The sequence below is a fragment of the Synechococcus sp. CC9616 genome, assembly GCF_000515235.1.
Taxonomy (GTDB): Bacteria; Cyanobacteriota; Cyanobacteriia; order PCC-6307; family Cyanobiaceae; genus Parasynechococcus.
In genome coordinates, this window is the sequence record NZ_KI911558.1 from 657,307 (window position 1) to 682,510 (window position 25,204).

Consider the following 25,204-nt stretch of genomic DNA (forward strand, 5'->3'; position numbering starts at 1 on the left):
ATGGCCGAATTTTTCGAGGCCATCTGGCACGGTGAAGGCGTTGGCGACGGTGGAGATCTTGAAGAGGCATTGCAGGCCTTTGTTGCCGTCAAACCGGAGGCTGGTGACTGGCTGGAAGCCTGTGCCGCTGAAGGGGCGGATCCGGTGATTGAGCGCTTTGCCTCCTTTGAGGCTTATCTGGACAATGCCGATCCCATCGAAACGATTGCCGTGACGCCCCAGATGATCGTCGACGCGATCGCCCTGCTGCCAAGTTGATGAGCGCAAGCGACTTCGATTTCTCACCGTTCACCCCTGTGAATCATCTCTGGCCTGCTCTTGTGGAGCGGTTGGGCAGTGAACGGTCCCAACAGGCGATCCGACAGGCGTTGGATTTGCAGAGGATGCGTGGGCATGACGGCACCCTGCCTGTGTTGTTCACCGAAACCTGTGGCCTGGCACTGGCCAGCACGGATCTGGTCAGAGAACAAACAGGACTGAACAGCCATGGAGAGCGCATGGTCCTGATCCTGAGTTCGCGCAATCAGGAGTTGCAGTTGCTGCAACAGAGTTGACCACCCAGCAACATACGCTTTTGGGAACCAATCGTTGATGAGGCCATGACAGCGCAAGGCTGCAATGGCCTTAAAGGCTGAGCTCCAGCATTTTTTGGATGGGCTCAAGCGCCCGGAGTCTCAAGCTCTCCTCCATCTCAATGGCGGGCTGCATCGTTTCAAGGCAGTGGTGCAGTTTTTGGAGTGTGTTGAGACGCATGTAGGGACAGGCATTGCAGCTGCATCCATCCACACCCGGAACATCAATCAGCGTTTTGTGGGGAACCCGTTGCTTCATCTGGTGAAGGATCCCTGGCTCCGTGAGAACGATGAACGTGTTTGAGCTGCTGGTTTCCGTGTAACCCAGCAGCTTGCTTGTTGATCCAATGAAATCAGCAAGATCGAGAAGGTGTTGCTGACACTCCGGATGGGCAATCACCTCGGCTTCGGGGTGCTCCAACTGCAGCTGAAGAACGGCGTCCTCATTGAAGGTTTCATGGACAATGCAGCGTCCCGGCCAGAGGGTGAGTTCACGCCCGCTTTGGCGTTGAACCCAGCGCCCCAGGTTCTGGTCCGGTGCGAACAGCACCGGTCGATCCTCCGGAATTTGTTTCACCAGATCAACCGCATTGCTGCTGGTGCAGATCAGGTCGCTCTGTGCTTTCACCGCCGCCGTGCAGTTGATGTAGCTCACGACGAAATGATCGGGATAATTGGAGCGGAAAGCGGCGAATTCATCCGCCGGGCAATCATCCGCCAGGGAGCAACCGGCATCCAGATCCGGCAGCAGGACGGTTTTCTCGGGACTGAGGATCTTGGCGGTTTCGGCCATGAAATGGACGCCACAGAACACGATCACATCGGCTGATGTGCTGGCGGCCTTCCGTGACAGCTCAAGGGAGTCGCCGATGAAATCAGCGATGTCCTGGATGTCCGGCTCCTGGTAATAATGCGCCAGGATCACGGCATTGCGTTCCCGTTTCAGCTGCTCGATCGACGCTGCAAGAGCGTGGTCAGCGGTCATCTGGAGCTGGATCGGGGCAGGATGGATTCAGCCTAGGCATCTGCTCTGTCGGTTCTTCGCCTCGCGATTGCCGGTGATCTTCACGGTTCATGGAGTGACGCCGATGAGCAGCTTTTGCATGGCCTGCAACCCGATGCTGTTCTGTTTGTAGGCGACCTCAGTGATGGCGACCTTCGGCTGACTCGCCGGATTGCATCTCTGCCTTTTCCACTCGCCGTCATTCTCGGAAATCATGATCGGGGTGGTGATCGCAGTGGGAACCTTCTAAGACAGCAGCTGGCCCTGCTTGGAAACTGCAACTGCGGCTGGACGCGACTGTCCTGGTCAACCCCTCCTCTTTCAATCGTGGGGGGACGGCCCTGCAGCGCTGGAGGTGGTTTTCATCTTTCCAAAGCGGTGCAGGCGGTGTTCGGCCCGGTCACCTTGGAGGAATCAGCCGCACGCATCGTCTCCGCAGCGCGGGAGGTTCCGGCTGATCAACCTCTGATTGTGCTTGCTCACAGCGGTCCGTCCGGACTCGGATCGGACGCTGACAGTCCCTGCGGTCGGGATTGGAAACGTCCTGCCATCGACTGGGGAGATCGTGATCTGGCGCTGGCCCTCGACTCGATGTCAGCAGAGCGACGCCCGGACCTCGTTGTGTTCGGACACATGCACCACCAACTCAAGCGCGGCCACGGTCTGCGACGCAGCCTGCTTCAAGATCGTTACGGCACAGCTTTCGTGAATGCTGCCTGCGTCCCCCGCAGTGGTCTGGATGCCAACAACCGTCCCGTTCTGCACCTGTCCTGGGCCGAGTTTCAAGATCAGCGTCTGACGCATCTCAGTCATCGCTGGTACACCCCGGAGTCCGAGTTGGTGCATCAGGAATCGCTTCAGCTTCAGGATGCGTTGGCGTGCTGATTTATCTCTGCAGCAGCAGTCATGGGTTTGGACACGCCGCCCGCGATGCGGCTGTGCTGCAGTGGATTCACAAACTTCGCCCCGACTGGCATCTGGCATTCAGTTCTGTGGTGCAGGAATCGGTGCTCAGGTGTCTGCTCGCCGTTGATGGTGTGGAGCTGCGGCGTTGTCGTTGGGATGTGGGCATGGTTCAACAGGATGCCCTGGGCAGTGACCCCCTGGCGACGATTCACGCGCTCGAGGAGCTGGAGAGGCAACTCCCTGTTCAGCTGGATCAGGAGGTGAGCTGGATTGTTGATCAGGGAGAACCCGTCCTCGTGCTTGCGGACATTCCACCGGCTGCTGCCGAGCTTGCGAAGCGGCTTGAAGTTCCCCTGATCTGGCTCAGCAATTTTGGCTGGGATGAGATTTATGCCCCGTTCGGGGGACCGTTGAAGCACAAGGCTGAGCAGGCGAAAGAGGCCTATCAACAAGGGGATTTCCTGTTGCGATGTCCATTCGATTTGTCCATGGGCTGGGGCTTGCCAGAGGCGTCGCTCGGCCTGGTCTGCGCCTCTCCTCGGCCGATCCGCCAACGGTTGAAGGATCGGATCGACGCGATCGAGCAGCCGCTCGTGATGGTGGGATTCGGTGGACTCGGCCTGTCAATCGACGACGAGATGTTTCTCCGCTGGCCGCAGTTTCACTTCCTTGTGGCGTCGTCCGGTCTGAATCCCGAGTGTTCCAACGTCACCGTGCTTCCCGAGGGGGTCAGGCCTCTTGATGTTTACCCCTACTGCCAGAGACATCTCGGTAAGCCCGGCTTCAGCACCTTCTGTGAGGCGATGTCCCAGCAGGTTGGGCTGCATGTTGTGGAGAGACGCGATTTCGCTGAGGTTCCCGCGCTCCTGTCCGGCCTTCGCCGTCATGCCAACCACCGTTTGCTCTCCAGGCAGGCTTTTGCTGCAGGTGACTGGAAGCTTGATCAGCCACTGCACGCTGCGACCGATTCACCGCTGCCGGCGAACGGTGCCCTACAGGCAGCGGAGCACATCGTGGCCTGCGCGGAACAGCGCTGGGGTGCTGATCCAGCGTCAGACTTGATTTGTTAATCGTTCCGGGAGGCAAGTTGCTTTCCAAAGTGAGTGAGACTCATACAAACACGATGCTTCGTTAAAGATGTGGCCGATTGATTGACTGGCATAAATACCTGTTGCATCGGCTGTTCTGTTCGACAGAGTCACCTCAAAGAAATTTTGTTTGCGCTGCAAACAAATCTCGTCATCCGCTTCTGACGGTGTCCTGATCCTCTTTCTGAGGAATTGTCCCCCGAATGCTTTTTATGACTACCCCTGCAACGACTGGTCGTTTTGTGACCTTTGCGACAGTCTTCGCTGGTGTACTCCCCTTTTCCTTCGCTGTTGCCCCGGCGTCGGCCAGTCTTCTCCCCCCTGCGTCCCGTGCTCAGTTGCTGAGTGCCCCTGACGCAGTACCCACGCTGGCGATCCCGTACATCATTACGCCCGAGCGCCGGGCCATGCTCAACACCATTCGTTTTGCTGAAGGGACCTGGCGTGGCGGCCTGGATGTTGGTTACAGGGTGATGTTCGGTGGTGGCCTGATGCCGAATATGGATCGTCACCCAGATCGCGTGATCTACAGCTCCCGCTACGCCAGCGCTGCTGCGGGCGCCTATCAGTTCATGCCCTTCACCTGGAATCTGGTTCGGAGAAGTATTGGCGTCAGCGGTTTTGGCCCCGCTGCACAGGATCAAGGCGCACTGTTTTTGATCGAGCGGCGTAAGGCCCTGCCGCTCACCGATGCCGGCAGCCTTACTCCCAATCTCACCGCACGTCTTGCGCCCGAATGGGCTTCCTTCCCCACCCTTGCTGGCCGCAGTTTCTATGGCCAGCCCGTGAAGAAATACTCACGGCTTAAATCGTTTTACAACGTCAATCTCGAGGAACTGCGTCGCTTGCGTGATCAGAAGCGCCTCGACCTCACCAAGTCCGAGGTCTGCACCGGTTCTCGCATCGCCTGTGCCACTCAGCTCTAATCCTGATCAGTGTTCAGTTGTCGCCCAACCGTGGCTTGGGCGATCAGGTAGGCGATAACGGCACCACCGATGAAACCGAGGCTGTTGCGCAGCAAAGGAAGAACATCTGATGTTCTTGTGACCACCGGGGCAATGCCGAAGACCCCGAACAACATCACCCAAAGGGGAGAGAGCAGCAACAGCCAGGACCAGGCCACCACATCTCCCTCTTTGCGCGGATAGGCCGCGAAACCGGCAATCACACCTCCGAGCACGGATGTTGTCAGCGTCCAGAGCCATTGCTCGAGGGGGAGTCCGGGGACAAACTGGCAGCCGCCGCGATCCAGGCAGATCTCAACTGCGTTGAGTGCATCGAGGATGGCTCCATCCTCACCGTGATCTTTGACGTAGTACTGGTTGCCGAATCGTGTTTGCAGCTCCACCCAGTAGGTGCGAGGCATCAAGGCGAAGAGAGCATCACCGACGTTGAAATTCAGCAGATTCCCTCCCCGAGGATCCGCCACCACCAAAAGGCTTCGTTCATCGAGTCCCCAGAACTCCCGGATTGCCAGGCCTGGTGTCCGCTCGTACTGCGTGAGAACCCGGAGTTTCCAGCCGGTGTTCTGTTCAAATTGGTCGAGGGATTTCTCCAGTCCGGCGCGTTGGTTGTCGCTGAAGGCACGCGCGAGATCGATCACAGGCGTGGGATGGTCCGGCAGCAGATCAGGGTTGTCGTAGGCCAGGCAAGGGCTCGCCGTACTGAAAACGCCCAGCACCACCAAAAGACCGGCCCACATGGCGCTCCACAGTCCTTCGACGCGATGTGTTGCCATGGACCTGCAGCAGCGAACGGCATTCTCACCAATGGAACCCTCGCCTGCGTCCTGTCCGGGCTGGCTTGCTTCGCATCTTCAACAGGCCGGAGGCGTCGTGTCGTTTCGGCGCTTCATGGATCTTGCCCTCAATGATCCTGAAAACGGTTACTACGGCAGCGGTCATGGCCGTATCGGCATCAGAGGTGACTACGTCACCTCCCCGTCGCTTGGGCCTGACTTCGCCGCTCTTCTGGCAGATCAACTGGCTCTCTGGTTAAGGGAATTCCCCTCTGATGGCCTGCTGTCCCTGGTGGAGGTGGGTCCTGGGGAAGGTGAGATGGCCGCCGATCTGATCGCCTCTCTGGCGACGTTGATTCCTGATCGACTGCAGCAGATGGAGCTGGTGTTGGTTGAGCTCAATGACGCCATGCGCGAGCGTCAGCGCCAACGCCTTGCAGAGGTCCGAGACCTGCCAATTCGCTGGAGTTCACTTCAGGAGCTTCGGGAGTCCCCTGTTTGTGGCGTGGTTCTGGCGCATGAGTTGCTGGACGCTCTTCCCGTGGATCGTCTCACCTGGCGCAACGGCAGCCTCCAGCAACAGGGGGTTGCCTTGAACGACAGCGGAACGCTTGAGCTGGTTCTGCTGCCCCTGTCTTCCTCGCTGTCTGATGAGATCGAGGCGATCAGCGGTCATGCCGGCGTGGATCTTCCACCGGATGGTTCGCCTGAAGGCTGGACCAGCGAGTGGCATTCCGCCCAGTTCTCATGGCTGCAAACCATGCGATCTGGATTGCAGGAGGGTCTTCTGCTGGTGATCGATTACGCCATGGAGGCCAGGCGCTACTACAGCAATCGACGGACTGATGGGACGTTGTTTTGTATCAGCAAGCAGCAAGCCCATGGCGATCCCCTGTCCATGGTGGGTCGACAGGATCTGACGGCCCACCTGTGCCTCGAGACAATGCACGCAGCCGCTGATGCCGCTGATTGGCGATTGCTGGCAGATGGCCGTCAGGGTGAGATCCTGCTCGGCCTCGGGCTGGCTCAACGCCTGCATGGACTGCAGATGCTTCCTCCAGATCGCTTAAGTGAAGGTTTGCGGCGCCGGGAGGCCATGCTCCGTCTGGTTGATCCGGCAGGACTGGGTGAGTTCCGATGGTTGCTCTACAGCGCAGGACTGGATCCAGGCCGTTTCAGCTTTTCAGTGCCTCAAGGCAGCGCAGAATCTCCTCTCGGCTGATGTCGTCCCTGATCTCAACCTTTCCGACCCCCCGCGGCATCACGAAACGAAGCTTGCCGTCGCGGACTTTCTTGTCCCCTTGCAGGGTTGTCAGCACCGCTTGATCGTTGAGGGAAGGCCAACGGCTCGGTAGGCCGATGCGTTCGATCAGCTGTCGTTGTCGATCGGCGAGCTCTCGGCTCCAGCTGCCTCGCTGCACGGCCAGTTCACCGACGGCCACCATGCCGATGGCCACCGCCTCGCCATGCAGCCAGGTGCCGTAACCGCAAAGTGTTTCGACCACATGGCCGAAGGTGTGGCCGTAATTGAGGATGGCGCGCAAGCCACCCTCCCGTTCGTCTGCGGCCACGACCCTGGCCTTTTCCGCACAGGATCGCTCCAGCAGCGTCTCCAACAATTCACTGCCAAGGCCTGCCGGATGGTTCGGCTCAGGGCATGCCTCGAGCAGCTCAAACAGATTTGGATCTCCGAGAACCCCATATTTGATCACCTCCGCCATCCCCGCTCGGAATTCCCGAATCGGCAGGCTGGCCAGGGTTGCTGGATCGATCAGCACCAGTTGGGGCTGATGAAACGCCCCGATCAGATTCTTGCCGCCCGGATGATTCACACCGGTCTTTCCCCCGATCGATGCATCGACCATCGCCAGGAGCGTTGTCGGGACCTGGATAACGCCGATACCCCGTAGCCAGGTTGCTGCGGCGAAACCGGTCATGTCTCCAACCACCCCTCCTCCCAAAGCGAGCATCAACGAGCTGCGTTCCAGCCTGTGCTGAAAAGCGGCGTCATGGATCTGCGCCACCGTCGCTGGTGTTTTGTGCTGCTCGCCAGCTTCGATCAGCAGCAGTTCCGTTTTGAAGCCGTGGTGTTTCAAGGATTCAAGGCAGGTCGCGCCGTACAACTCCGCCACGTCCGGATTGCTGACCACCAAAATCTGACGCCCTTCCCGAACTCCAGCCTGGAGAAGCGCTTTCCCAGTCTCCTGGAGACATCCGTCTCCAATCACCACTTCATAGGGATCACGATCGAGCGCTACAGCAATGCGGCGGTGCGGCAATGGCGGAGCAGCGGTCATCAGCATGAAGCGGCCTCGGGTCCCCATCCTGCCGGGCAAACAATCCCCAGGGGCCGTAAGGTCTGGCGAAATCCTGTTCGCTCCCATGGCGGCATCGGGACATTGGCGCGGCTCCCTCACGGCTTGGGGATTCCTGTTGCCGGCTTTGGTTCTGATCAGTCTGTCCGTGCTGATTCCAGCCGTGATGGCACTGGTGATGAGCTTCAGTTCCACCGGCTTGGATGTCAGTGAGCCCCTCAGATTCATTGGACTGGCCAATTTCCGCCGACTGATCTCGGATCCGATGGCCCGTCAGGTACTTCTCACCACCTTCCTTTATCTGTTCGGCGTGGTGCCTCCCATCGTGCTCGGCTCACTTGCTCTGGCCGTACTGGTGAACCGCAGTCTCCCGGGAATGCATTGTCTCAGAGGTGCCTTCTACACCCCTGTATTGGTGTCGATCGTCGTTGCAGCCATCGCCTTCCGCTGGCTTTACTCCGAAAACGGCCTGATCAATGGCTGGCTGGCGGCTGCCCTAGGTGATTCGTTCACGCCAATCGGCTTTCTGACGTCCCCCCAGCTGGCGCTTCCCGCCGTCATGTTCGTCACGCTTTGGAAGGGCCTTGGGTACTACATGGTGATTTTCCTGGCTGGACTTCAGGGAATTCCAGGAGAGCTCTATGAAGCTGCGGAGCTCGATGGCAGCGAGGGCTGGCGTCAGCACCTGGACATCACCCTTCCACTCCTACGTCCCTACATCACGTTGGTGGCGGTGGTGTCTTCAATCGCTGCCACCAAGGTCTTCGAGGAGGTCTTTCTGATGACGCAGGGAGGACCAGCGGATGCCACCCGGACCATTGTTTATTACGTGTACAACCAGGCTTTCGCTGAACTGGAGATCAGCTATGCCTGCACCCTCGGCCTTGCCCTGTTCCTGTTGGTGATGCTGTTCACGGCTCTCCGGCTGGCTTTCAGCAGTGATCGCTCGTTGATCTAAGCAGCCGACGAGCCCTTGTGATGGCAAGCTTCCAGGGTCTGTCAGCGCCTTTTCGGTCATGACCAGCTCGCCCGCCACGATCGGAGTTGTGGGAGGAGGCCAACTGGCCCGGATGCTTGTTCAAGCCGCATCAGAGAGGCAGATCGCCGTGTCTGTTCAGACGGGCGCTGCTGATGACCCAGCCGTTGATGGTGCGTCGCGTCTGATCAGTGCGGATCCGCGTGATGTGGCGGGTACGCGGCAGCTTGTCGAGGGCTGTGACGGCATCACATTCGAAAACGAATGGGTGAACATCGATGCTCTGATCCCTTTGGAACTGCAGGGAGTTCGTTTCCGTCCTGCATTGGCGGCTCTATCGCCGCTGGTGGACAAGCTTCTTCAGCGGCAGTTGCTGGCAGACCTCTGTATCGCCTGCCCACCCTGGATTCCACTCAGTCGCATCTCTCCGTCTCAGCCTGCGCTGCCGACGGGATGGACCTTCCCTGTGATGGCCAAGGCTGCACGCGGCGGTTACGACGGCAAAGGGACGCTGATTCTCAAGTCCGTGGATGATTTGGCCCAGTTAATGCGCCGTGTCAACGCAAGTGAGTGGCTGCTTGAAGCCTGGGTGCACTACGAGCGGGAATTGGCCCTGGTGGTGAGCCGGGATGGCCAGGGACGCGTCAGAAGTTTTCCCCTCGTTGAAACTCACCAATCCAGTCAGGTCTGCGACTGGGTTCTGGCTCCAGCCGCGGTTGATCAATCAATTGAAGCGCTCGCTTACAACGTGGCGGCCTCACTCCTCACCAAGTTGAACTACGTCGGTGTGATGGCCCTCGAGTTCTTCCATGGCCCCTCGGGACTGCAGGTGAACGAAATCGCTCCTCGCACTCACAATTCGGGCCATTTTTCTATTGATGCCTGCAGCAGCAGTCAGTTCGATCAGCAGCTCTGCATCGTGGCCGGCTTGCCGGTGCCATCGGTCCAGCTCACCAGTCGTGGTGCACTGATGGTAAATCTGCTCGGGTTGGATCCTGATCAAGCCGCTCCCCTCGAGCAGCGACTCAGCAGCCTGCAAAATCTCCCGGAAAGCCATCTGCACTGGTACCAGAAACCAAGCGAAACCCCAGGACGAAAGCTGGGTCATGTCACGGTTCTGCTCAGGGAGCAGACGGCAGCAAAGCGTCGAGATGAAGCAATGGCTGCTCTAGAGGTGATTCGTCGAATCTGGCCATTGCAAGTAGAAGAAGACGACTAAGATTTCCATGAACTGCTCTGTTGGTGACGGCCTTTCTCTAGTGCTCTGATCTGACTCTCTTTCGACTTGGGGAGACTGTCGTGACGGTGACGTAGACCGGCCATGCAGCCGGAAACGAAACCCCACTTTGTCCCCCCTTCTGGTTCTTCCAGGTCGAAGCCTGGAGGCTGCACGGCACAGCGGTTCACCCCAATGATTGCATGGGTTCTCAGCGGTTCAGTTGAGGCCCGGTTCCAACAACTGGTTGCAACACATCAGGATTGGTGATGTCTTGATGATCTGTATCGCGTGACCGATATGTGTGAAATGTAGGCAGGTGATGTGACAGCTGGGAACTGGCACACAGCTATGTCGACCATCAGTAGCTCATCCTCTGTGTCTGTTGGAACCATCCCAGTGTCCTCAAGGGAAGAACTGTTGGAACCAGCTACGAAGCCAGGTAATCAGGGTCAATAACTGGCGCAACGTCAGCTACAGCAGGTGTTCTCCTGTGTTGCTGGTGTTGTCCCGCTCCGCTCACTACGTTCACTCCGCTCTGTCTCTTCAGTGTTGTCACTGCTTCACAGACTGTGCGTCTGTATTGCTCTGTGACCGACCAAGGTCGCCCTGTATGACCGCTGTATTGGCCTGTATCAAGCGGCAGCAGTGCTGACTATCTGACCAGCTGACAGCAGGTAAGGCGTGACAAAGGCGACAGCAGCAGTGGCTGGTAAGCAATGACATACCCCACCCCTACCCCTATCAATCATCAACACAATGTCTGACCGCTGGCGCTGGCGCAGCAGATAAAACAACAGGCGCAGCAAAATAATCAGACAGCAGGCAAAGAAGGCATCAATAAGGCCACTTCCTGCAGCTCTCTGGCTGGCAAAGACACCCCCCCCTGGGGGTCTGTTGTGTCCCTGCTACTACGATAATAGACTTAACAAATTTATTTCATTTTTTATGAGGTCACTACTCAGAACTATTCCATTAATTGGTGCACTGCTCATCTCAGCAGTTCCAGTTCAGGCTTTTCCTTTTTTAACATTTGAGGAAGTAGAGAAAGCTTGTCATGCTTCAGAAGAAAACACTAATTTGTGCGTAAGTGTTGCTGAAATGAGTGCTATGAGGAGGATGGTGATTTTGCTTTGTAACTTTGAAGCGAAAGGCAGGATTACAAAAGAGGATTTAGATTTGACTTTGGATGAATGGACCTTTAATCAGAGTATGAGTATGATCCCACTGTTGAATAAAGCAGTAGAGATGACATTAAAAGAATTCCCAGAATGTTCACTTAATCCTTAGTTGTAGGGTCCAGCAAAAAGGCTCTACAACGAGCGATCAATGCATGCCTGATAGATTGCCTAATGTGAACATTAAGCCTGCCACAGAGCATTGATCATCCAGCTTCCGGTGCCCAACCCATTGTTTTCTGCCAGGTGGGTGCCCAGAGCTTGCACTTCTTGGTGAGGTGATCGCCTTGAGCTAGTTGGTTCTGGCGGATGGTGCAGCCTAGAAGCGAGTGGCATCAAGGTATTGCATTGACTTGTAACTATATGGTGACAGGCGGATACATCGTGAACGACTCGTCGATAATTGTTTTACCCAGTAAGGTAACATTAGCTGACAAATCACCTTCTATGGTGGTAACAATATTGCCATTACTTGCATTCAGTTTAATATAATTATCTAGATCAAAAGTCATAGTAGCTAAATCATTGCCACCTATAAAAGGAATTCGTGAAGGGATTTTAATTGTTCCATCTGCTTCAGCAAAAGGATTTACAGTTACGCCAATGGCACTGAAATCACGTGCATTTGTCTCAAATCCTGTAATATCAACTGTAGGCTTGATATCAGGACTAGTAGTGTAAAATTTACCACCAATTACATCCAAGGATGCGGAAGGACTGAATTCAGCATTGGCATTAAACAATTGACCACTGACAGGATCACCACTAGAAGAGAATGCAGTAACATTACCTTTAATGCCTGTGTTTACGGACAATTGGCCAAAATCAGTAGTAATAGAATCGCTAGGGCCGGGAAAAATAATTGTTCGCATCGCATTAATTTTTCCCGCTGAAATATTTCCACTGAAATCAGTAGTGAGGGTTGATTTAATATCAGGTATATAATTGTGATTGGCAGCAGCAGAGGTTAGTCCACCACCAAAGTCGATTGAACCTTCAAGGCGTGGAGTTATCGTTAAATCAGCAGAGATAGGAAATTTTCTACCCGTAAGAGTAATATCTTCCCAAGTGTAACTAAAAGGCAAAGCAGTCGATGAAGTTCCATGATTAAATTGATTAACGGATTTCTTTACCTTTTGCCAGGCTGCACTTGATGTAGCAGTAAATCCTCCATTATTAGAAAAAATATTAGTTATAAATGGGATAGGTGGTGTTGGTGTTGGTGTTGGTGTTGGTGGAGGGAATTGAATAGGAGCGGGTAAAGGGGCAGGGGCAGGAGCAGGAGCAGGAGCAGGGGAGGGGGAAGGGTTATTGGAAGGACAACCAACCACTGGAAGGCAGAATGAGAATGAGAGCGGTCCTCGTTCAAACTGATTATCACCAGATTCAAAGCTTCGATAACTACGAGAATCTGATTCTAGCTTTTGACCTGAATCATAGTTTTTTGCTTGATAAAGCCAACGTTTTTTACTATTAGGATCAAGCTTGAGGTGATTTGAAACTGAACTGAAACCGTGCGCAGTTTTCAACAAGTCTTCATTTTGTTTTAGAAATCCATAATCATGAAGCTTGGCTGATGCAACAATCTTCCCATTTTTATTGAATCTTAAACTCTTATACTGGAATAGCAAATGGGTCTGACCATCAATACCAATTGCACTTCCATATACAGGCTCCTCAGATGTATATCGATCCCAATTATTAATCAATTGACTTGAAGAGACAGAGCCCTTAGTGCCATCTGCGTGGGTCCAGTTGTGTTTTGTTCTTTTGTCGGCACTACTAATAACCTTAAAATGACCAGGCTTTATTTGATTAAAAGTAAGCTTAGGCCTGCGTAGGTTAAGTCCAAAAATATAGCTGGGGTCGTCATTGCTGGCAAAATGTTTCTGAAGAGCCACAATTGCATAACAAATACCACTATAGCTTAAACAATGCGAAAGTCCATAGAACCAAGGCAGCATATATCTTCAGAGTAGGACACAAAAGGAAACAGAGATTGATGCATTCAGTACTGCCTCACTTCTATCCATCCCATTGTCAGTAAGCAGCTCAAGGCGTGTGCTGATATAAGCCAATCCAGCAGTTGCATGGTTTCTTTGAGTTGCTCCTCTGTAGGGCGGACGTGGCCACTAACCACAGCACTCATCCCTGGAATACTGTGCCTCGTGATCTCCCAAAGGAAGAACGGGATCACACGGGTGTCCAGCTCGGTATTGATCCAGCGGTTCACCTACTTCTGTAAGTCTGATGAGTGACTCGTGAGTTCAGTCATGCAGTTGAGCGTCTCAGACATTGATGCTTGAAACCTTCTAATGGCTGCACACTCACCTAATGCTGCCCAATCAACGGATTGAGCAAGCACCGTGAATCGTTCAACCATCTCAGCATTATTGATCTGATCAAGCTCACCATCTGTTGGTAGGGGGCTTGGTTCAGTGTGTTGCTCAGAACAAGTCTTCAAAGACTGGTTTTGATGTATTTGCTGAAGTTCCTTTGATTGTTCCTGTGGTGTCTCTGGAAAGGTGGCGGCATCACTGCTTGGCATCTCCTGCTTCGGATATGAACGACGGATCTGCTCCAGCCTTCTGACAGAGATGCTTTGTTGACCAGCACTAAAGTCGAAATCTGGATATGACACTTCTTCCTGAACTACTCGATAGCCTTGAGAACTCATTCTGCTGAGCTCGTATTTGTGAGACGGGGATAGTTTCTCAAACCATTGAAGCTCGTCCTTGCCGGAGAATCGACTAGTTAACCAATCCGCAGTAGAGACTAGTTTATGAGAATTATTTTTAGAAAAACCAAGTCGTTCAATCGTCTGTTGTGCTTGCTTTCTTAGTACCTTTGACTTATACCCGTAGCGGTTGTCTTCATTAAATCGATGATTGTTGTCTAGGTAAGCAGCTTCTTTGAAGACAGCAACGGCAAAATCTAGGCCTTGCTTTGAATAGCCTTTCTGTAACTGCTTAATATGAGTGTGGAATTCAATCAATTCCTTGATCGTCTGATCTGTTAGCTGATTCCGAATCCTTTCGAGACTGTCGTTAAAACGATGGTCTGGTTCACCTGCTTTATCAACAGGAAGCATTAGTGTGTAATTCAATTGATTCATTATTTTTATCCACACGTGTGGACTTTCTATTGGATCACCCACTTGCCGGTGGCTTGTCCTAGTAAATGGGTAGGTATAGGAATCATCTGGATGTCAGAAGGCATGTTTCCGCGCCAGCTCCGCTGGTGCTAGGCCTCTTTTACATCCTGATGTCACATCATCTTGGAGTGGTCTGCTGTGCCGCTATTCCATCACGTCACGCAAAGGGTCAAATTCTTGGATCTACCTGAGCTGCTGGTCTTTCTCAGTTCCTTGGCTTCTGACTTGCTAACCGCGAGTTACTCCGTTAAGGCATTCACAGCGGCCAATTTCTTTAGGCACGATTCCAAACGTGCTTTGGAGAATTGCTTTCTTCTCTACTATTAGTGTCCATTTAAGCGTAGTCCATTGCAGGACAGTGGATTACAGGGAAAACAAGTAAGGTTATTGCTAGATACACAAATGATTGCAAAAGAAATAAGGAATGCAATAAGAAGAGTCAACGCCAAGCCCAACCCCTGCGCTCACTGTGGTGAACAATGCCCCGACCATCGGGGAACCTACTGCTCAGTCAAGTGCCGGGTGGCGGCCCATCGCAAGCGGAAGCGGGAGGCTGCGTCTGTGTAACGGCCTGCTGATTTGCCCGAAGGCGGGCCAACTGGTCAGCTGTTACAACCTCAAATAACAGACGCACAGGCGGATGACAGCAATGGTCAACTCTTGTCTTCGGCCCCTTGCCTCACCCCCGTGCAGCTGAGTTGGATCGTTTGCTGTCGCTGGAGTCCGACGTTGACGATCTGAATGGTGACGATCCCAAGCCAGACGTCTCCTGACTAACCAGCCTCAGGAGCCCAGCACATCCCTCTGCCAGGTCGGCGCCCAAAGTTTGCACCGCTTCTTGAGGTGCTGTCTCTGTTGCAGCTGCTTGCAGTGAGGCTGGTGTCTATTAATCAAAGAGCAGGTGCAACGAATTATTTATGCTTCCAAGGCTATAACTCTGCCTGTCAAATTTTCAATCAATAACAGCAGATCTAGATTGGAATCGGTGTTGTATGTAGACGAGATGCTATTCTCTAATCCAGCGAGCCTGTCATAGATGCCAGAAAGTTCAGTATAGATACTTTGCGTATCCTTGTAGTTGCGATTAAGGTAGTAATTGATGCCAGCATCCTTATTGGATGATGGAGTTATTGGATCAAGCTTCACGGCATCTTCAAGAGTTGAGATGCTGTTTTTCAAACCAGTTATCACATCAGAGTCAACAACACCAGAATCACCATTGTCTACTTTACTTAACGACTTAATTTCATCCTCCAGAGAAGAAATACGATTTGTCAGTTTTATGATTTTCTGATCTGAATTATTGCTGTTTCCGTTTGAACCCTTGCCGTCGAGGCTATTCTGGATAGATTCGAGATACACGTCAAATTCATCAAGACGCCTTTTATTTTTATTTATTAGCTTAGTATAAGTCGAATCTAATTCCGGTCCGTTCTTATTGCCTTTGGTTGATTTCCCAATCGTCTTATCCAAAGCATCAACAAGAGCCTTGTGCTCATCAACCTGCTTCTCTAATGCTAGAAAAGAAGTTTTGATATCTTTTGTTTTTTGGTCAAGACTTTGAATGCCACACGCAATGGTCGTGAAAGGGTTACCTTTACGCGAATCTTTTCTTAAATCATGCTCGGATAATCTTGGTACCGATTCAAGATTTCTACAGTTTGGTATTCCAAAAAAATGATATGGATATTTATTAGGCTTGCGAACAAACATAAAATTTGTTTCAACCCAATTCGACGTACCTTTATTAGAATTTTTGATTGAATTTTTAGACATGAGAGAAAGGTGAGCAACCCATCTCTTTATAGCCACTAATTAAAGAATATGCAACAAATAAAAAGACACTCCAACATTGCAGTTGGACGTGGTGCTTACAAAGGGAAGAGAGAACCCATTCGTGACAGTCTGAACTCTATGTATCAATCACAAACATATGTAGTCTGCTAGCTAACGTGCTCTATACGGTGCCTGTGTGGTTCTGTATGAAGCGATAGGTAGGTGTTAGGTAGTATGATATCAATTGATTTTTAGAGACGGCTTATTCGTCCAGCCGAAATTATTTACTCTGATCAAGATGATAGTTCTAACATGAACTTAATATTTAAGCATATGATTTGACATGACAATGAAAAATCAATTAAACATATAATTGGATTCAATTATTGTTTCTAGGTCTTGACCTAGACTTTCGGGCCTTTCTAAAGACATTTTGTCTATTCCAAAGTCATCTGCTAGCCGACCAAGCGGATCACCATCACATACCTCTACAAAGCTTTTCCGTAGGCGCTCATGAGCATCTTCCATGTCGGCTGGAAGTACTGCTATGCAATCGTGAATTGTACTTAACGGTCTCTGCCAGTTATGGAATGCTGCTTTTAAGACTGCAGCATCGTATGAATGTACAAATTGAGGACTCAGACTAGTCTTTAACTTTGAGATGTTTGGAAGCTTTAGGTTTCCCAGCCCAATGCTGACTTTGCCAAGAAAGTGGGTTTCGACTCTTATTGCATCAGCTGGTTGGTACTCGACGTGCTGAATGCTGTCAGCAGTGGGTGTGGACCAAGTATGGGACGTTGCACCTTGCTCTAGAGCCATCTCTGCAAGTTTCTCAATCCAAGCAAGCGTCTCAAAAGCTGCTGGAAATACCTTTTTACTGGCCTTTCGCAGTAAATCTGTCAAAACCTTTGTGTCTTTATAAGCAACCGGATTCGGATAAAGCCCTTCCTTGGTCAAAGCCATAATGATGTCCTGACGGTTAGTCCTGTAGGAACCTCCGTAAATAGCCACCATCAAGACAGGCTTTCCAAGACTCCGGTGGATTAGGTGCTCTGACAGCCATGCAGTCTCTCGATCAGCCTCAGCCAGCTCTCGTGCCACACGAAGCACTTCTAGGTATGCGTCCTTTGGTGGAGCATCTGGTTCCTTTTGAGGTGTCAGGTTGCTGAACTCCATCCCCTTTGGATCACGCCTCATGGCGCTCAGTAACTGCAAGCCAGAGGCTGTGGCGTCAGCCGTAACGGGTACATGCCAAAGCGTTTGCTGCTTCCTCAGTACGACCTTCACCCACTCAATAGCTAATTGAAGGAACTGCCATGGATCGTCAGCCTGTTCCCATTGAGTTGCTGTACCGATCGGGTTATCTGCAATGGCCTCCAGCAGCTGTGAGTGTGATCTCGTCCACCGAGATCGTTCATTGAAGGTTCCCCTACTACCCAAGAACGCTGCTCCAACAGCTTGAGCTGCTAACTCTTCCGATCGCTCATTTAGTAGGCAGCCTTCTGCAAATCGCGATAGGGACTTCTCCAAGTCCGACTTCTGTCTCCCTAACCAAGCCTGCTGGTCGTAGAGGCGTCCTCTGAAATCACATTCCCAGCTCAGATAAAAGTGTGGTTCCTTGGAAAACTGCCTAGCCATGGACAGTACAGACATCGTTGAACGGGCTCTTTCAACCTGCTCATGGTGAGCTTCGTGAATGGAGTGTTGAAGCTTTCTCCAGGCAACTCGTTCTGCATCTTCTTTCGGCAGGTTTTTGATGTGTTCAGGCATTACCTGAGCCCTTCGAGGATCGTTTGTAACTGCCCTGAAACTTCCAACTGATATGTCTTTAACCCAGCACGCTTCAACGACCTTCAAGACCTCCTGGTCGATGCACCAGGCAGTGCGTTGAAGTGTATTGAGTAGGTCAATTGCTACTTGCCCAAACTGGCTATCGGAATGCATCCCCTTTCTTCCACCACAAAGCGGATGGACCTGCCTAAGCAGAGGGGAGTGATAGCCGCCGGAGATGTTTTTCCTTGATGGCTGATCTTGAAGTTTCCAATCCAGTGGTGGCTCTACTAGAGGCCAAGACAAATACGACCAGGAATCAATGTTGGACCTTGCATGCTCAAGCCACTGAGCAACAGCTGGTGATGGCAGCAGAACGTTCTCTGTCTTGTTCCTTGCCATCCGTTTTGGAGTTCGAGTGAACCATCCCGCTTGAACGGCTGCCTCAATCAGGAAAAGCCCAATCCCAGTACGTACTTCTGATGCCCACGTCGGAAATAGATCATCCTGTGCCCAGCCCTTATCAAGCAGTTGTTTTTCAACTGACAACTTGATGCCTAAATGCTTGTGACGAGGCGATGAGTTTTTCTTTTTTTGCTTGGCATCGACAAGCCGTTCAGTATCTTTGCCGCCAAGTTCAATGTAGTAATTTATTCTTGCTTCACTCTCAAGTATACGGCCAATTGTCGTGGCGACTTCAACTAGTTGGTTGTTCCCGGTATCGATACAATCGATCATCTTTTTCATCGCGCAATAAGCCACATACTCAACGCCAAGCTCTTCTGTTAGATCGTGAGTGTGAATGGCGAAGTGACCCCATTTACTCGCCTTCCCCTGCATTACTATTTGCAATCGATCATTTAATGCTTCTGAGTACGGCAAAAACAAGTTTAGGAACAGCTGACGACCTTCAGTTGTTCCTGATATATATGATTTTTCTTTAGCCTGCTGAAGATCTCGTCTTCGCTTTTTAACAGCTTCTCTATGGGACTGTTCTTCTAGTTTGAGCTGTCGTGAATTCATGTTATCAATTCCCAAGGCTCCAACTTTTTTTATTTTTTAGATCTTTCTCATTCTCATTGATTTGATTCGTTCCAAGGCCTATCAAAAAGGCGACAGTGAGTACAAGGGTTGGTGTCAAGATTGGATTCTGCATATGAATTGAGTCTGATTTAGCAAACAGGCATAGCCATCCCCCATTCGTGTCGTGTCTAGGGCTCTCCACTAGCCAAATCGGGTGATGGCAGGGTGGTTGTCAGTGAAGAAACGCCATTGATTGAATGGAAAAATCCTGATGTTTTACCTTTATTGAATTTGTTGTATTTGGGTGTGGTCAAATAAGGCATGAATATTTAGTTGTTATGTTGAAGTATGTTGCAATGATAGAATAGCTGATACCACTATCGTGCATCTGTATTGCTTGTGTTTGTTGAGTGTCAGTAAGTTTCATTCAATGTGTGGTTGCGTATGTTGGTTAATTAGCTATCCAAGTATCTCAACAACAGACCTAAGTTCATCAGTTGTAGGTCTTACGTAACCGCTGACAACCTCTGACATACCAGGGATTGAGTGCCTTGTGATTTCATACAAGACAAACGGAGACACCCTTTCATTCATCAGACGTGTCACTACATAGCTTCTGAGGTTGTGTGAGCTGAACCCATAGCGGTCAGTAAATCTCTCTGCCCATCGCACAGCCCAACTCTCAAGAGCAGTTTTGTAGTCATCCCATATCCAGTCGGTGCTGTTGTTGGTGAATGCTTCGGGCAGCATCAACTCAAGCTTGCTCATCAACAGTTTGTTAATTGGAACAACTCTTTCGTCCTTTGCTTTGCCCTTTAATCTCCTCACCCTTCCATCAGCTTCCCAGTTGACATAACTAATGGTGCGTCTGTTGGTGTCAATGTCACACCACCTCAACCCACCGTGTCCTGACTTTCGGCAACCCTGCGTTATCTGTATCCAGAACTGAATGTCGTTCAGCTCATCAGCCTTGTCACGAGCTGCCTGCATCTGCTCCAGAGGTATGGCTTCCTTCTTCTCGGAGGTTGCCAGCTTCCTAGTCAGACCTTCCCAAATGTTCACAGTTACCTCACCGTTGTCCCTTGCCCAGTTCCAAAAGGCCTTCAGACAGTTGATGGAAGTTCTTACTGACTGGTGAGCGCTCTTCTGCAGCAACACAGCTTTGTATTGCACTGCCTGTTGCTTTGTCATCCCTCCCAGGTATTCACTGCCAAGCCATTCAGACAACAGCTTCAGACGGCTCTTCCAGTTTGCGTATGTGCTTGCAGCTGGTAACTCCTCAACCCTTCTCCTCTCCATCCACTGCAGATAGGACGAGATGCCCTTCTCAGCAGCCTTCAGGCGTGCCTCAAGGGCTGGGACCTCTGCAACCTCAAGACCCTGCTCACGGACAGCCTCAGCGCCATAAACAAGCGTGTTGTATTCAGCCTCACTGTGGCCTGCTGCCCTCATATTCCTTTCCAGCTCATCAAAGAAGGCTGGTTCGTCTGGCCTCACTTGTTTGAAGGTCTTTCCAATCGGGTCAACAGACGCAGCCTCCCTTAACCGTTGCTCTATCTGCAGCAACAGTTCAGGTCGGTTCCTCAGTGCCTCTGCTCTTGTGTTCCCTGCCTTCTTGACAATCTTGCTGGACTTGATGGCACCTCTCAGTGCACGTGGCACTGCAACAATCAGGTAATACCCCGCTCTGCCTTTTATTTGCGTCAGTTTTGTCACTGGTTCCAACGGGTGGTTCCAACAACCTACCTTCAAAACCACTGACATACCAGCTGGTCTGCCTTCTCAGCCTCTTATGGTTTTATCAGGTCGATCACCGGGGCTCGCACGGCACAGCGGTTCACCCCATTGACCAGTGGACATCGCTCGATGACTCCGATCGCTTTATCGGTTCTTCTTGCCTGCTCCAAAGCCTCGGCAGAGGAAACCGTCAGGTTCCTTACGGATGATGCACAGGTGGCCTGTCGAGCCATTCTTCCGGCCTGCTTCAAACGACAGGACTGGGCTGCTCTCTGTCTGAGGGAACCCGACATTCGCAGCGGTCACACCGAAGCCTGTGACCAGGCGATTGAGGCGGTTGACCCCTGATCAGGGTCGTAGCTGGTTCACTGTGATCTGCAGGGTCTCTCTGTCGAGATTGGTGACCACGAAAACCTCCTGAGCGCTGCTGCCCTTCCGCGCCAAAAGTTTGAAGCCGCCACGGATCGGGACAGAAACTCTTAGTTGCAAGGTCTGGCAACGACCCCTCACTTTTGAGATCACGGCCGGGGTGATTGTCTGGATGGTGGGCACGCGAGCGAGAGCCTTCAGCCAGGGGATCAGGCCTTCGACGTACGTGCTGTGTGTGATGACAACCCGGCCCAAATCGGTATGAAATCCCGAGATCTGGTCGAAGCTAGCGGCCATGGCTATGCCGAAGAGAGCACCATGCCTGGTGATGCTCCGTTCGATCGATGCATTGCGACAGGCCGTCTCCGGTCCACTCGAGGATCGTTGCGGCCCAACCGCCCGCACCTTGACGGTGGAACTGCATGGTGCGGAGGTGCGTGGCCTGGCGATCAGCCCAGGACGCGTGTTCCGTTACGTCTTTGACAGCCGTCGAAAACGCTTTCGAACAGTCGATGTGCTCAAGCTGACCAAAGCGACACGTAAGCCTGCGGCTTGAGTCAGCAGCGTTCCAGCGGAGCCATTGTCAGACCTTCCCCTGAAAGCTGCTGGTGATAAAGCTCTGCCTGCTCAAGGGGCCCGCACCACACTTCAGCCGCCCCCTGGCTGTCGACTCGATTGGCGAGATCCCAGGCCTTGTCCTCGCTCATGCCAGGAATGATCCTGCGCAGGCAATCCACGACGTGCTGAAAGGTATTGACGTCATCGTCGAGGACGATGACCCGCGCCTGGGGATAACGCTGTGTGGTCTTTTCCCGCTCCAGCAGCGACGTTGATCCCGGGCTGGAGGTTGTCATGACAATTGTCGTGATTTTGTTTTCGGGTCCATGACCCTAGGTAGGATCTCCCTATCCAAGTGGTCAAGTACATGTTGTTCACCCTTGCCTGGGCGGCACTGGCAGCAACCTTCAGCTTCTCGATCGCAATGGTGGTTTGGGGTCGCAACGGCGACGGAACCCTTAATTTCTGAACAGCTGAGCTTCTTGCTGAACTCCGAAGCGCCTTTGCTGAGCCAGACTTTGGCTGTGCTGGCGGCAGTTTTGCTTGTTTTTGTCAGCATCTGTGTTGTCTACCTGTCCACGGTTGAGTGGCGGGATCGTCGTCGTCGGGGCATGTGAAAGCACTTGTGCATGACGTCCTCAAGAGGGTGAGGACGCAGCCCTTCACCAGTCTCGCGATCGCCTTTCTGGTGCTCATACCGCTGACGTCTCTCTGGCTGAGTGACCAGAGGACCGGAACCGAATCAGATTCAAGCCCCAATGCTGATCCATTGCTTCATGTGAGCGAGGGGATGCAGATGGTGCAGAGCTTCCGGGTTGATGCGGCGAAGCCGGTTCCAGCCCTGTGGACCAAGCTTTTTGACCCAAAAACCGCTTCAGAGCTCTGGCAACAACTGGATGAACAGATCTGGTGGCAGGCCTGGCCCCAGGAGGGAGATGCTCTGCTCATCCTGCCCGAAACGTCGGTGGTTCTACCGAGCGCCACAGCCCCTTTACGCCGAGAAATAGAAGGATTCACCCTCGTCTTTGCAGACCTTCTGAATGCCGTCACCTTTGACCAGCAGGCGCGTTCATCAAACATTGTTCCTTCCCCTCTGGAGGCGCGATGTTTCAAGTACCTCAGGAAAGGTTCGGCTGTTCTTTGGTCCCCAGCCGCTCTTGCATCAATGGCTGGACCGATGCTGCCTTTGCTTCAAAGTGCTTCCTATGGATGCTTCTCCTTGGAGCTCAAGGGGACGTTGTTGTCATGGAGCGGCGTTGTTGGCTCACGACCCTTAAGGCAAGCATCGAAGCGTCTTGCTCCTCCGGATCAGCCCGCTGAGATCCCATCGTTGAACACGACAGCGTCAAAGCCTGTCAAGCCATCGTCTGCCAAACAGTCCTCCAGCAAAAAAACCACCTCCAAAACACCCACCTCCAAAAAACCGTCCTCCAAAGCACCCTCCACGAAGAAAACGGCTTCCGCAGCACCTCTGCTGGAAATGTCGAGCTCGTCGTCCCGATCGCTGCTTGGCGCCATGTTGAATCGTCCCCTGATTCGGGACGGTCTCGAGGAGGACTATGGCCTTCCACCAACCCTTCAGCTTGAACTGCTTGATGCTCCTCTTTTTCTGAAAGTGATTCAGGTGGATCAGGGACCCTTCCTCGCTGGAGTCCAGTTGGATCTGCAGCTGCCAGCAGACACCAAGGCTGTGGTTTCCGCTCTCAACAGCGCCGCTGAGAAATTGAAAGAGGGAGGGCTGCAACGTCGTGAAAAAAAGTTGATCAGTCCCAATGGGCGATCTGCTGGTCGTGCCGTTCTTTGGTTTGAAAAGCACGATGAGAAGGAGCGATTGCTCGGTGGTTGGACCTTGATCAACGCTGATGACACAAAAAAACATCCAGCGCAGCTGCGACTGACTCTCGCCACGTCCCCTCATGCCAAGGCATCGGCATCGGCTTCGGGTACCGCACTCCCTCAGGACCCAGTGCAGCTGATCCTCTCCATGCAGCCCAATGACCTGGAGCAGCTCGGCCTGTTCGGTTCCAGCTGGCCGAGGCCGGTGCGACTGGCAAAACAGCTGAATCTGATTCTGCAACCCTTGGCCGGATCAGCAACAAGCCACGAAGACTGGAGTTGGATGAGGGGTCAGCTGGCTGTTCCCTGAGCCGATTCTGCCAACCGCTGCTCGCGTTTTTTGCGCTCGCTGGCCAGGGTCTCTTCCATCAATTCGACGGCTTGTTCCATTCGCTCTCGACTCGCCAGAAAGAGGCTGATGTCCTTGTCCACCCTGGACCGGTTCAGACCCAGTGTTTCTGAAAGTTCAGATGCTTGGGTTTTGAGTTGGTCAACTTTGGCCTTCGCGTCAGCTTCGCCATTGGCGGCATCCAGAAGGCTGAACAGACCAATGGCCATCAGCCTGGAGTAATGGGCGTCCTCAGGACGCTGAAACTGTTTCACCCAGCCATCGAATACACCGTCTGATTGGTTGCCGGCCTTCTCCAGAGTTGTTGCGGCTTCCTTTCTGAGCTGGTCGGCTTCGAAGCCATTGCTGTCGCAGAGGGCCTTGAACAGCAATGGGGGGTGATCCTCAGGCCGGTACCCCTGGGTGAAGGCACGGAAGACGGTGTCAAGCCCAACTGCAAACAAAGAATTGCTCTTGAACTGTTTCTGATGGCTCAGCAGGTGCAGCTCAACAAGAAGCTCATCGGCAAGCCTCCGATACAGAGGGGCGATGACGTAAGGAAACAGCTGATGAAAATCGCGTTTGCTGTCAGCGATGGTCTTACGGTCGCCCAACTCGTGATCCGGAATCGATGGTGATGACCATAGCGCCGAAGATGTCGCCGTTAGGATCAAACCATTCATGCAGAGGCCAGATGATCCCGATCGTGATTGAGGAGTCCGGACGGGGCGAGAGGGCGTTTGATATCTATTCGAGGCTGCTTCGCGAACGCATCATTTTTCTCGGTGAAGCTGTCACGAGTGACTCAGCAAACAGAATCGTGGCTCAGATGTTGTTTCTTGAGGCAGAGGATCCCGAAAAAGATATCTATCTGTATATCAATTCTCCTGGGGGCTCCGTCTACGACGGCCTAGGGATTTTTGACACTATGCAACATATTCGTCCTGACGTTCAGACCGTCTGTGTTGGCTTGGCAGCAAGTATGGGCGCCTTTTTGCTGTGTGCCGGCGCGAAGGGTAAGCGAAGCAGCCTTCAACATTCACGCATCATGATTCCCCAGCCACTGGGTGGCGCCCGAGGCCAGGCCAGTGATATCCGGATTCAAGCCGACGAGATTCTCTTTCTCAAGGATCGACTGAATCAGGAATTAGCAGATCGAACAGGCCAACCCCTGGACAGGATTCAGCAGGACACCGATCGAGACTTTTTCATGTCTCCGACAGAAGCTGCAACCTATGGATTGATCGACCAGGTGATCGATAAGCGTCCTGTGCACTCCGTCGATTGAAATCAGGCCTTCCAACGAAAATATGCCCCGTCTGCGAACGCCCCTTCCAATGGCGTAAAGCATGGAAACAATGCTGGGATGATGTGACTTATTGTTCTGATCGATGTCGACGTCGTAAAAATAAAATCAAGTAAGACTAATCGAGCAAGTCCTTGCGACTGTCTTTGAGGAGATTCCACATCGTTTTAATCTGTTCAAAATCTTCTTCTTGACCAACTTTCCCGTTGGATTGAAGTCCGACAATCAGGCCAACGCGATCAGCAAATTCTACAAGATTCTGGTGAAAGGCAACACGCTGAGGGCTCCAGTCCGTTCCATGAAAACGGGAATGGTTCTCCATTGGAGATCGAATACCCTCGTCCAGCATTGCATT

Annotated in this window: 27 protein-coding genes and 1 other RNA gene; 16 read left to right on the forward strand and 12 right to left on the reverse strand. The window is 52.5% G+C overall.

The window, feature by feature from the left end; genetic code table 11:
• Together SYN9616_RS0103870 and SYN9616_RS0103875 are read left to right on the forward strand one after the other, a co-directional pair.
• Positions 1–258, forward strand: coding sequence for a hypothetical protein (locus tag SYN9616_RS0103870; RefSeq protein ID WP_028951947.1), 258 nt, complete (start codon positions 1–3; stop codon positions 256–258).
• Positions 258–554 (forward strand): hypothetical protein, encoded by a 297-nt coding sequence (locus SYN9616_RS0103875; protein ID WP_028951948.1) that lies wholly within the window; start codon positions 258–260, stop codon positions 552–554. The genes SYN9616_RS0103870 and SYN9616_RS0103875 overlap by 1 nt, the downstream gene beginning before the upstream one ends.
• Before the next feature lie 70 nt (positions 555–624).
• On the opposite strand, the gene nadA is transcribed toward SYN9616_RS0103875, so the two are convergent.
• Entirely contained in the window at positions 625–1,557 is a 933-nt protein-coding gene (gene nadA / locus SYN9616_RS0103880) for a quinolinate synthase NadA (RefSeq protein WP_028951949.1), read from the reverse strand.
• A gap of 114 nt (positions 1,558–1,671) precedes the next feature.
• Here nadA and SYN9616_RS0103885 point away from each other — a divergent pair, with 114 nt between their 5' ends.
• The 3 genes from SYN9616_RS0103885 (at position 1,672) to SYN9616_RS0103895 (ending at position 4,495) form a co-directional block, all read left to right on the forward strand.
• Positions 1,672–2,460, forward strand: coding sequence for a TIGR04168 family protein (locus SYN9616_RS0103885; protein ID WP_051410937.1), 789 nt, complete (start codon positions 1,672–1,674; stop codon positions 2,458–2,460).
• Entirely contained in the window at positions 2,454–3,551 is a 1,098-nt protein-coding gene (locus SYN9616_RS15145) for a hypothetical protein (RefSeq protein WP_051410938.1), read from the forward strand. The genes SYN9616_RS0103885 and SYN9616_RS15145 overlap by 7 nt, the downstream gene beginning before the upstream one ends.
• Before the next feature lie 221 nt (positions 3,552–3,772).
• The gene (locus SYN9616_RS0103895) at positions 3,773–4,495 is read left to right on the forward strand and encodes a glycoside hydrolase family 104 protein (protein ID WP_028951951.1); all 723 of its coding nucleotides are present in this window, start codon (positions 3,773–3,775) and stop codon (positions 4,493–4,495) included.
• Here the strand turns inward: SYN9616_RS0103895 and SYN9616_RS0103900 are convergent.
• Entirely contained in the window at positions 4,492–5,307 is an 816-nt protein-coding gene (locus SYN9616_RS0103900) for a TPM domain-containing protein (RefSeq protein WP_028951952.1), read from the reverse strand. The genes SYN9616_RS0103895 and SYN9616_RS0103900 overlap by 4 nt on opposite strands.
• Here SYN9616_RS0103900 and SYN9616_RS15150 point away from each other — a divergent pair.
• Positions 5,306–6,529 carry a class I SAM-dependent methyltransferase gene (locus SYN9616_RS15150; RefSeq protein WP_084218299.1) on the forward strand — a complete coding sequence of 408 codons (1,224 nt, stop codon included), beginning with the start codon at positions 5,306–5,308 and terminating at the stop codon, positions 6,527–6,529. The two genes, SYN9616_RS0103900 and SYN9616_RS15150, sit on opposite strands and share 2 nt — an antisense overlap.
• Here SYN9616_RS15150 and aroB read toward each other — a convergent pair.
• Positions 6,483–7,604 (reverse strand): 3-dehydroquinate synthase, encoded by a 1,122-nt coding sequence (aroB, locus tag SYN9616_RS0103910; protein WP_028951953.1) that lies wholly within the window; start codon positions 7,602–7,604, stop codon positions 6,483–6,485. The genes SYN9616_RS15150 and aroB overlap by 47 nt on opposite strands.
• Before the next feature lie 85 nt (positions 7,605–7,689).
• Between aroB and SYN9616_RS0103915 the strand changes: the two genes are divergently transcribed.
• From SYN9616_RS0103915 to SYN9616_RS17055, 4 genes are all read left to right on the forward strand, one after another.
• On the forward strand, positions 7,690–8,580 hold the full coding sequence (locus SYN9616_RS0103915; protein WP_028951954.1) for a carbohydrate ABC transporter permease: 891 nt from the start codon (positions 7,690–7,692) through the stop codon (positions 8,578–8,580).
• A 58-nt stretch (positions 8,581–8,638) separates the two neighbouring features.
• Positions 8,639–9,817, forward strand: a complete 1,179-nt coding sequence (locus SYN9616_RS0103920; protein ID WP_028951955.1) for a 5-(carboxyamino)imidazole ribonucleotide synthase — start codon at positions 8,639–8,641, stop codon at positions 9,815–9,817.
• Between the two features lie 6 nt (positions 9,818–9,823).
• Positions 9,824–10,007: non-coding RNA, 6S RNA (gene ssrS, locus SYN9616_RS16325), on the forward strand.
• Positions 10,008–10,762: 755 nt separating this feature from the next.
• Positions 10,763–11,104, forward strand: coding sequence for a hypothetical protein (locus SYN9616_RS17055; RefSeq protein ID WP_156918655.1), 342 nt, complete (start codon positions 10,763–10,765; stop codon positions 11,102–11,104).
• Between the two features lie 247 nt (positions 11,105–11,351).
• On the opposite strand, the gene SYN9616_RS17590 is transcribed toward SYN9616_RS17055, so the two are convergent.
• The 5 genes from SYN9616_RS17590 to SYN9616_RS0103965 all read right to left on the reverse strand — a co-directional run bounded on the left by SYN9616_RS17590 (position 11,352) and on the right by SYN9616_RS0103965 (position 20,431).
• Entirely contained in the window at positions 11,352–12,956 is a 1,605-nt protein-coding gene (locus SYN9616_RS17590; RefSeq protein ID WP_198015132.1) for a hypothetical protein, read from the reverse strand.
• A gap of 269 nt (positions 12,957–13,225) precedes the next feature.
• On the reverse strand, positions 13,226–14,107 hold the full coding sequence (locus tag SYN9616_RS0103945; RefSeq protein WP_028951958.1) for a hypothetical protein: 882 nt from the start codon (positions 14,105–14,107) through the stop codon (positions 13,226–13,228).
• 954 nt (positions 14,108–15,061) lie between these two features.
• A complete protein-coding gene (locus tag SYN9616_RS0103955) occupies positions 15,062–15,922 on the reverse strand; it encodes a hypothetical protein (RefSeq protein WP_156918657.1) in 861 nt (286 codons plus the stop codon).
• A gap of 357 nt (positions 15,923–16,279) precedes the next feature.
• The gene (locus SYN9616_RS0103960) at positions 16,280–18,715 is read right to left on the reverse strand and encodes a DNA-directed RNA polymerase (RefSeq protein ID WP_037990659.1); all 2,436 of its coding nucleotides are present in this window, start codon (positions 18,713–18,715) and stop codon (positions 16,280–16,282) included.
• A 459-nt stretch (positions 18,716–19,174) separates the two neighbouring features.
• Positions 19,175–20,431 carry a site-specific integrase gene (locus SYN9616_RS0103965; protein ID WP_037990661.1) on the reverse strand — a complete coding sequence of 419 codons (1,257 nt, stop codon included), beginning with the start codon at positions 20,429–20,431 and terminating at the stop codon, positions 19,175–19,177.
• A 150-nt stretch (positions 20,432–20,581) separates the two neighbouring features.
• Here SYN9616_RS0103965 and SYN9616_RS0103970 point away from each other — a divergent pair, with 150 nt between their 5' ends.
• Positions 20,582–20,800 carry a hypothetical protein gene (locus tag SYN9616_RS0103970; protein ID WP_028951962.1) on the forward strand — a complete coding sequence of 73 codons (219 nt, stop codon included), beginning with the start codon at positions 20,582–20,584 and terminating at the stop codon, positions 20,798–20,800.
• Here SYN9616_RS0103970 and SYN9616_RS0103975 read toward each other — a convergent pair whose 3' ends face one another.
• Entirely contained in the window at positions 20,801–21,076 is a 276-nt protein-coding gene (locus tag SYN9616_RS0103975) for a DUF2103 domain-containing protein (protein WP_028951963.1), read from the reverse strand. It abuts the gene before it with no gap.
• Between the two features lie 73 nt (positions 21,077–21,149).
• Between SYN9616_RS0103975 and SYN9616_RS0103980 the strand changes: the two genes are divergently transcribed.
• Positions 21,150–21,377, forward strand: coding sequence for a hypothetical protein (locus SYN9616_RS0103980; protein WP_028951964.1), 228 nt, complete (start codon positions 21,150–21,152; stop codon positions 21,375–21,377).
• A 1-nt stretch (position 21,378) separates the two neighbouring features.
• On the opposite strand, the gene clpS is transcribed toward SYN9616_RS0103980, so the two are convergent.
• Positions 21,379–21,675, reverse strand: coding sequence for an ATP-dependent Clp protease adapter ClpS (clpS, locus tag SYN9616_RS0103985; RefSeq protein WP_028951965.1), 297 nt, complete (start codon positions 21,673–21,675; stop codon positions 21,379–21,381).
• A 71-nt stretch (positions 21,676–21,746) separates the two neighbouring features.
• On the opposite strand from clpS, the gene petN reads away from it, so the two are divergent.
• Together petN and SYN9616_RS0104000 are read left to right on the forward strand one after the other, a co-directional pair.
• Complete coding sequence (gene petN, locus SYN9616_RS0103990) at positions 21,747–21,848, forward strand: cytochrome b6-f complex subunit PetN (protein WP_028951966.1); 102 nt, start codon at positions 21,747–21,749, stop codon at positions 21,846–21,848.
• 177 nt (positions 21,849–22,025) lie between these two features.
• Entirely contained in the window at positions 22,026–23,525 is a 1,500-nt protein-coding gene (locus tag SYN9616_RS0104000) for a hypothetical protein (RefSeq protein WP_232199990.1), read from the forward strand.
• Here SYN9616_RS0104000 and psb29 read toward each other — a convergent pair.
• Positions 23,507–24,157 (reverse strand): photosystem II biogenesis protein Psp29, encoded by a 651-nt coding sequence (gene psb29 / locus SYN9616_RS0104005; protein ID WP_028951968.1) that lies wholly within the window; start codon positions 24,155–24,157, stop codon positions 23,507–23,509. The genes SYN9616_RS0104000 and psb29 overlap by 19 nt on opposite strands.
• A gap of 80 nt (positions 24,158–24,237) precedes the next feature.
• On the opposite strand from psb29, the gene clpP reads away from it, so the two are divergent.
• Together clpP and SYN9616_RS16340 are read left to right on the forward strand one after the other, a co-directional pair.
• Positions 24,238–24,831, forward strand: coding sequence for an ATP-dependent Clp endopeptidase proteolytic subunit ClpP (gene clpP / locus SYN9616_RS0104010; RefSeq protein ID WP_028951969.1), 594 nt, complete (start codon positions 24,238–24,240; stop codon positions 24,829–24,831).
• Positions 24,828–24,965 (forward strand): DUF2256 domain-containing protein, encoded by a 138-nt coding sequence (locus SYN9616_RS16340; RefSeq protein WP_071991413.1) that lies wholly within the window; start codon positions 24,828–24,830, stop codon positions 24,963–24,965. Before clpP ends, SYN9616_RS16340 begins: the two co-directional genes overlap by 4 nt.
• Positions 24,966–24,967: 2 nt before the next feature.
• On the opposite strand, the gene SYN9616_RS0104015 is transcribed toward SYN9616_RS16340, so the two are convergent.
• Positions 24,968–25,198, reverse strand: coding sequence for a hypothetical protein (locus SYN9616_RS0104015; RefSeq protein WP_051410939.1), 231 nt, complete (start codon positions 25,196–25,198; stop codon positions 24,968–24,970).
• Positions 25,199–25,204 lie beyond the last annotated feature (6 nt).

What these genes read in the sequence shown, in the direction of transcription:
- SYN9616_RS0103870 (WP_028951947.1), top strand. Translation starts at nt 1, where the DNA reads ATGGCCGAATTTTTCGAGGCCATCTGGCACGGTGAAGGCGTTGGCGAC.
- SYN9616_RS0103875 (WP_028951948.1), top strand. Translation starts at nt 258, where the DNA reads ATGAGCGCAAGCGACTTCGATTTCTCACCGTTCACCCCTGTGAATCAT.
- nadA (WP_028951949.1), bottom strand. Translation starts at nt 1,557, where the DNA reads ATGACCGCTGACCACGCTCTTGCAGCGTCGATCGAGCAGCTGAAACGG.
- SYN9616_RS0103895 (WP_028951951.1), top strand. Translation starts at nt 3,773, where the DNA reads ATGCTTTTTATGACTACCCCTGCAACGACTGGTCGTTTTGTGACCTTT.
- SYN9616_RS15150 (WP_084218299.1), top strand. Translation starts at nt 5,306, where the DNA reads ATGGACCTGCAGCAGCGAACGGCATTCTCACCAATGGAACCCTCGCCT.
- SYN9616_RS0103900 (WP_028951952.1), bottom strand. Translation starts at nt 5,307, where the DNA reads ATGGCAACACATCGCGTCGAAGGACTGTGGAGCGCCATGTGGGCCGGT.
- aroB (WP_028951953.1), bottom strand. Translation starts at nt 7,604, where the DNA reads ATGACCGCTGCTCCGCCATTGCCGCACCGCCGCATTGCTGTAGCGCTC.
- SYN9616_RS0103915 (WP_028951954.1), top strand. Translation starts at nt 7,690, where the DNA reads ATGGCGGCATCGGGACATTGGCGCGGCTCCCTCACGGCTTGGGGATTC.
- SYN9616_RS0103920 (WP_028951955.1), top strand. Translation starts at nt 8,639, where the DNA reads ATGACCAGCTCGCCCGCCACGATCGGAGTTGTGGGAGGAGGCCAACTG.
- SYN9616_RS17055 (WP_156918655.1), top strand. Translation starts at nt 10,763, where the DNA reads ATGAGGTCACTACTCAGAACTATTCCATTAATTGGTGCACTGCTCATC.
- SYN9616_RS17590 (WP_198015132.1), bottom strand. Translation starts at nt 12,956, where the DNA reads ATGCTGCCTTGGTTCTATGGACTTTCGCATTGTTTAAGCTATAGTGGT.
- SYN9616_RS0103945 (WP_028951958.1), bottom strand. Translation starts at nt 14,107, where the DNA reads ATGAATCAATTGAATTACACACTAATGCTTCCTGTTGATAAAGCAGGT.
- SYN9616_RS0103955 (WP_156918657.1), bottom strand. Translation starts at nt 15,922, where the DNA reads ATGTCTAAAAATTCAATCAAAAATTCTAATAAAGGTACGTCGAATTGG.
- SYN9616_RS0103960 (WP_037990659.1), bottom strand. Translation starts at nt 18,715, where the DNA reads ATGAATTCACGACAGCTCAAACTAGAAGAACAGTCCCATAGAGAAGCT.
- SYN9616_RS0103970 (WP_028951962.1), top strand. Translation starts at nt 20,582, where the DNA reads ATGACTCCGATCGCTTTATCGGTTCTTCTTGCCTGCTCCAAAGCCTCG.
- SYN9616_RS0103980 (WP_028951964.1), top strand. Translation starts at nt 21,150, where the DNA reads ATGCTCCGTTCGATCGATGCATTGCGACAGGCCGTCTCCGGTCCACTC.
- clpS (WP_028951965.1), bottom strand. Translation starts at nt 21,675, where the DNA reads ATGACAACCTCCAGCCCGGGATCAACGTCGCTGCTGGAGCGGGAAAAG.
- petN (WP_028951966.1), top strand. Translation starts at nt 21,747, where the DNA reads ATGTTGTTCACCCTTGCCTGGGCGGCACTGGCAGCAACCTTCAGCTTC.
- clpP (WP_028951969.1), top strand. Translation starts at nt 24,238, where the DNA reads ATGATCCCGATCGTGATTGAGGAGTCCGGACGGGGCGAGAGGGCGTTT.
- SYN9616_RS0104015 (WP_051410939.1), bottom strand. Translation starts at nt 25,198, where the DNA reads ATGCTGGACGAGGGTATTCGATCTCCAATGGAGAACCATTCCCGTTTT.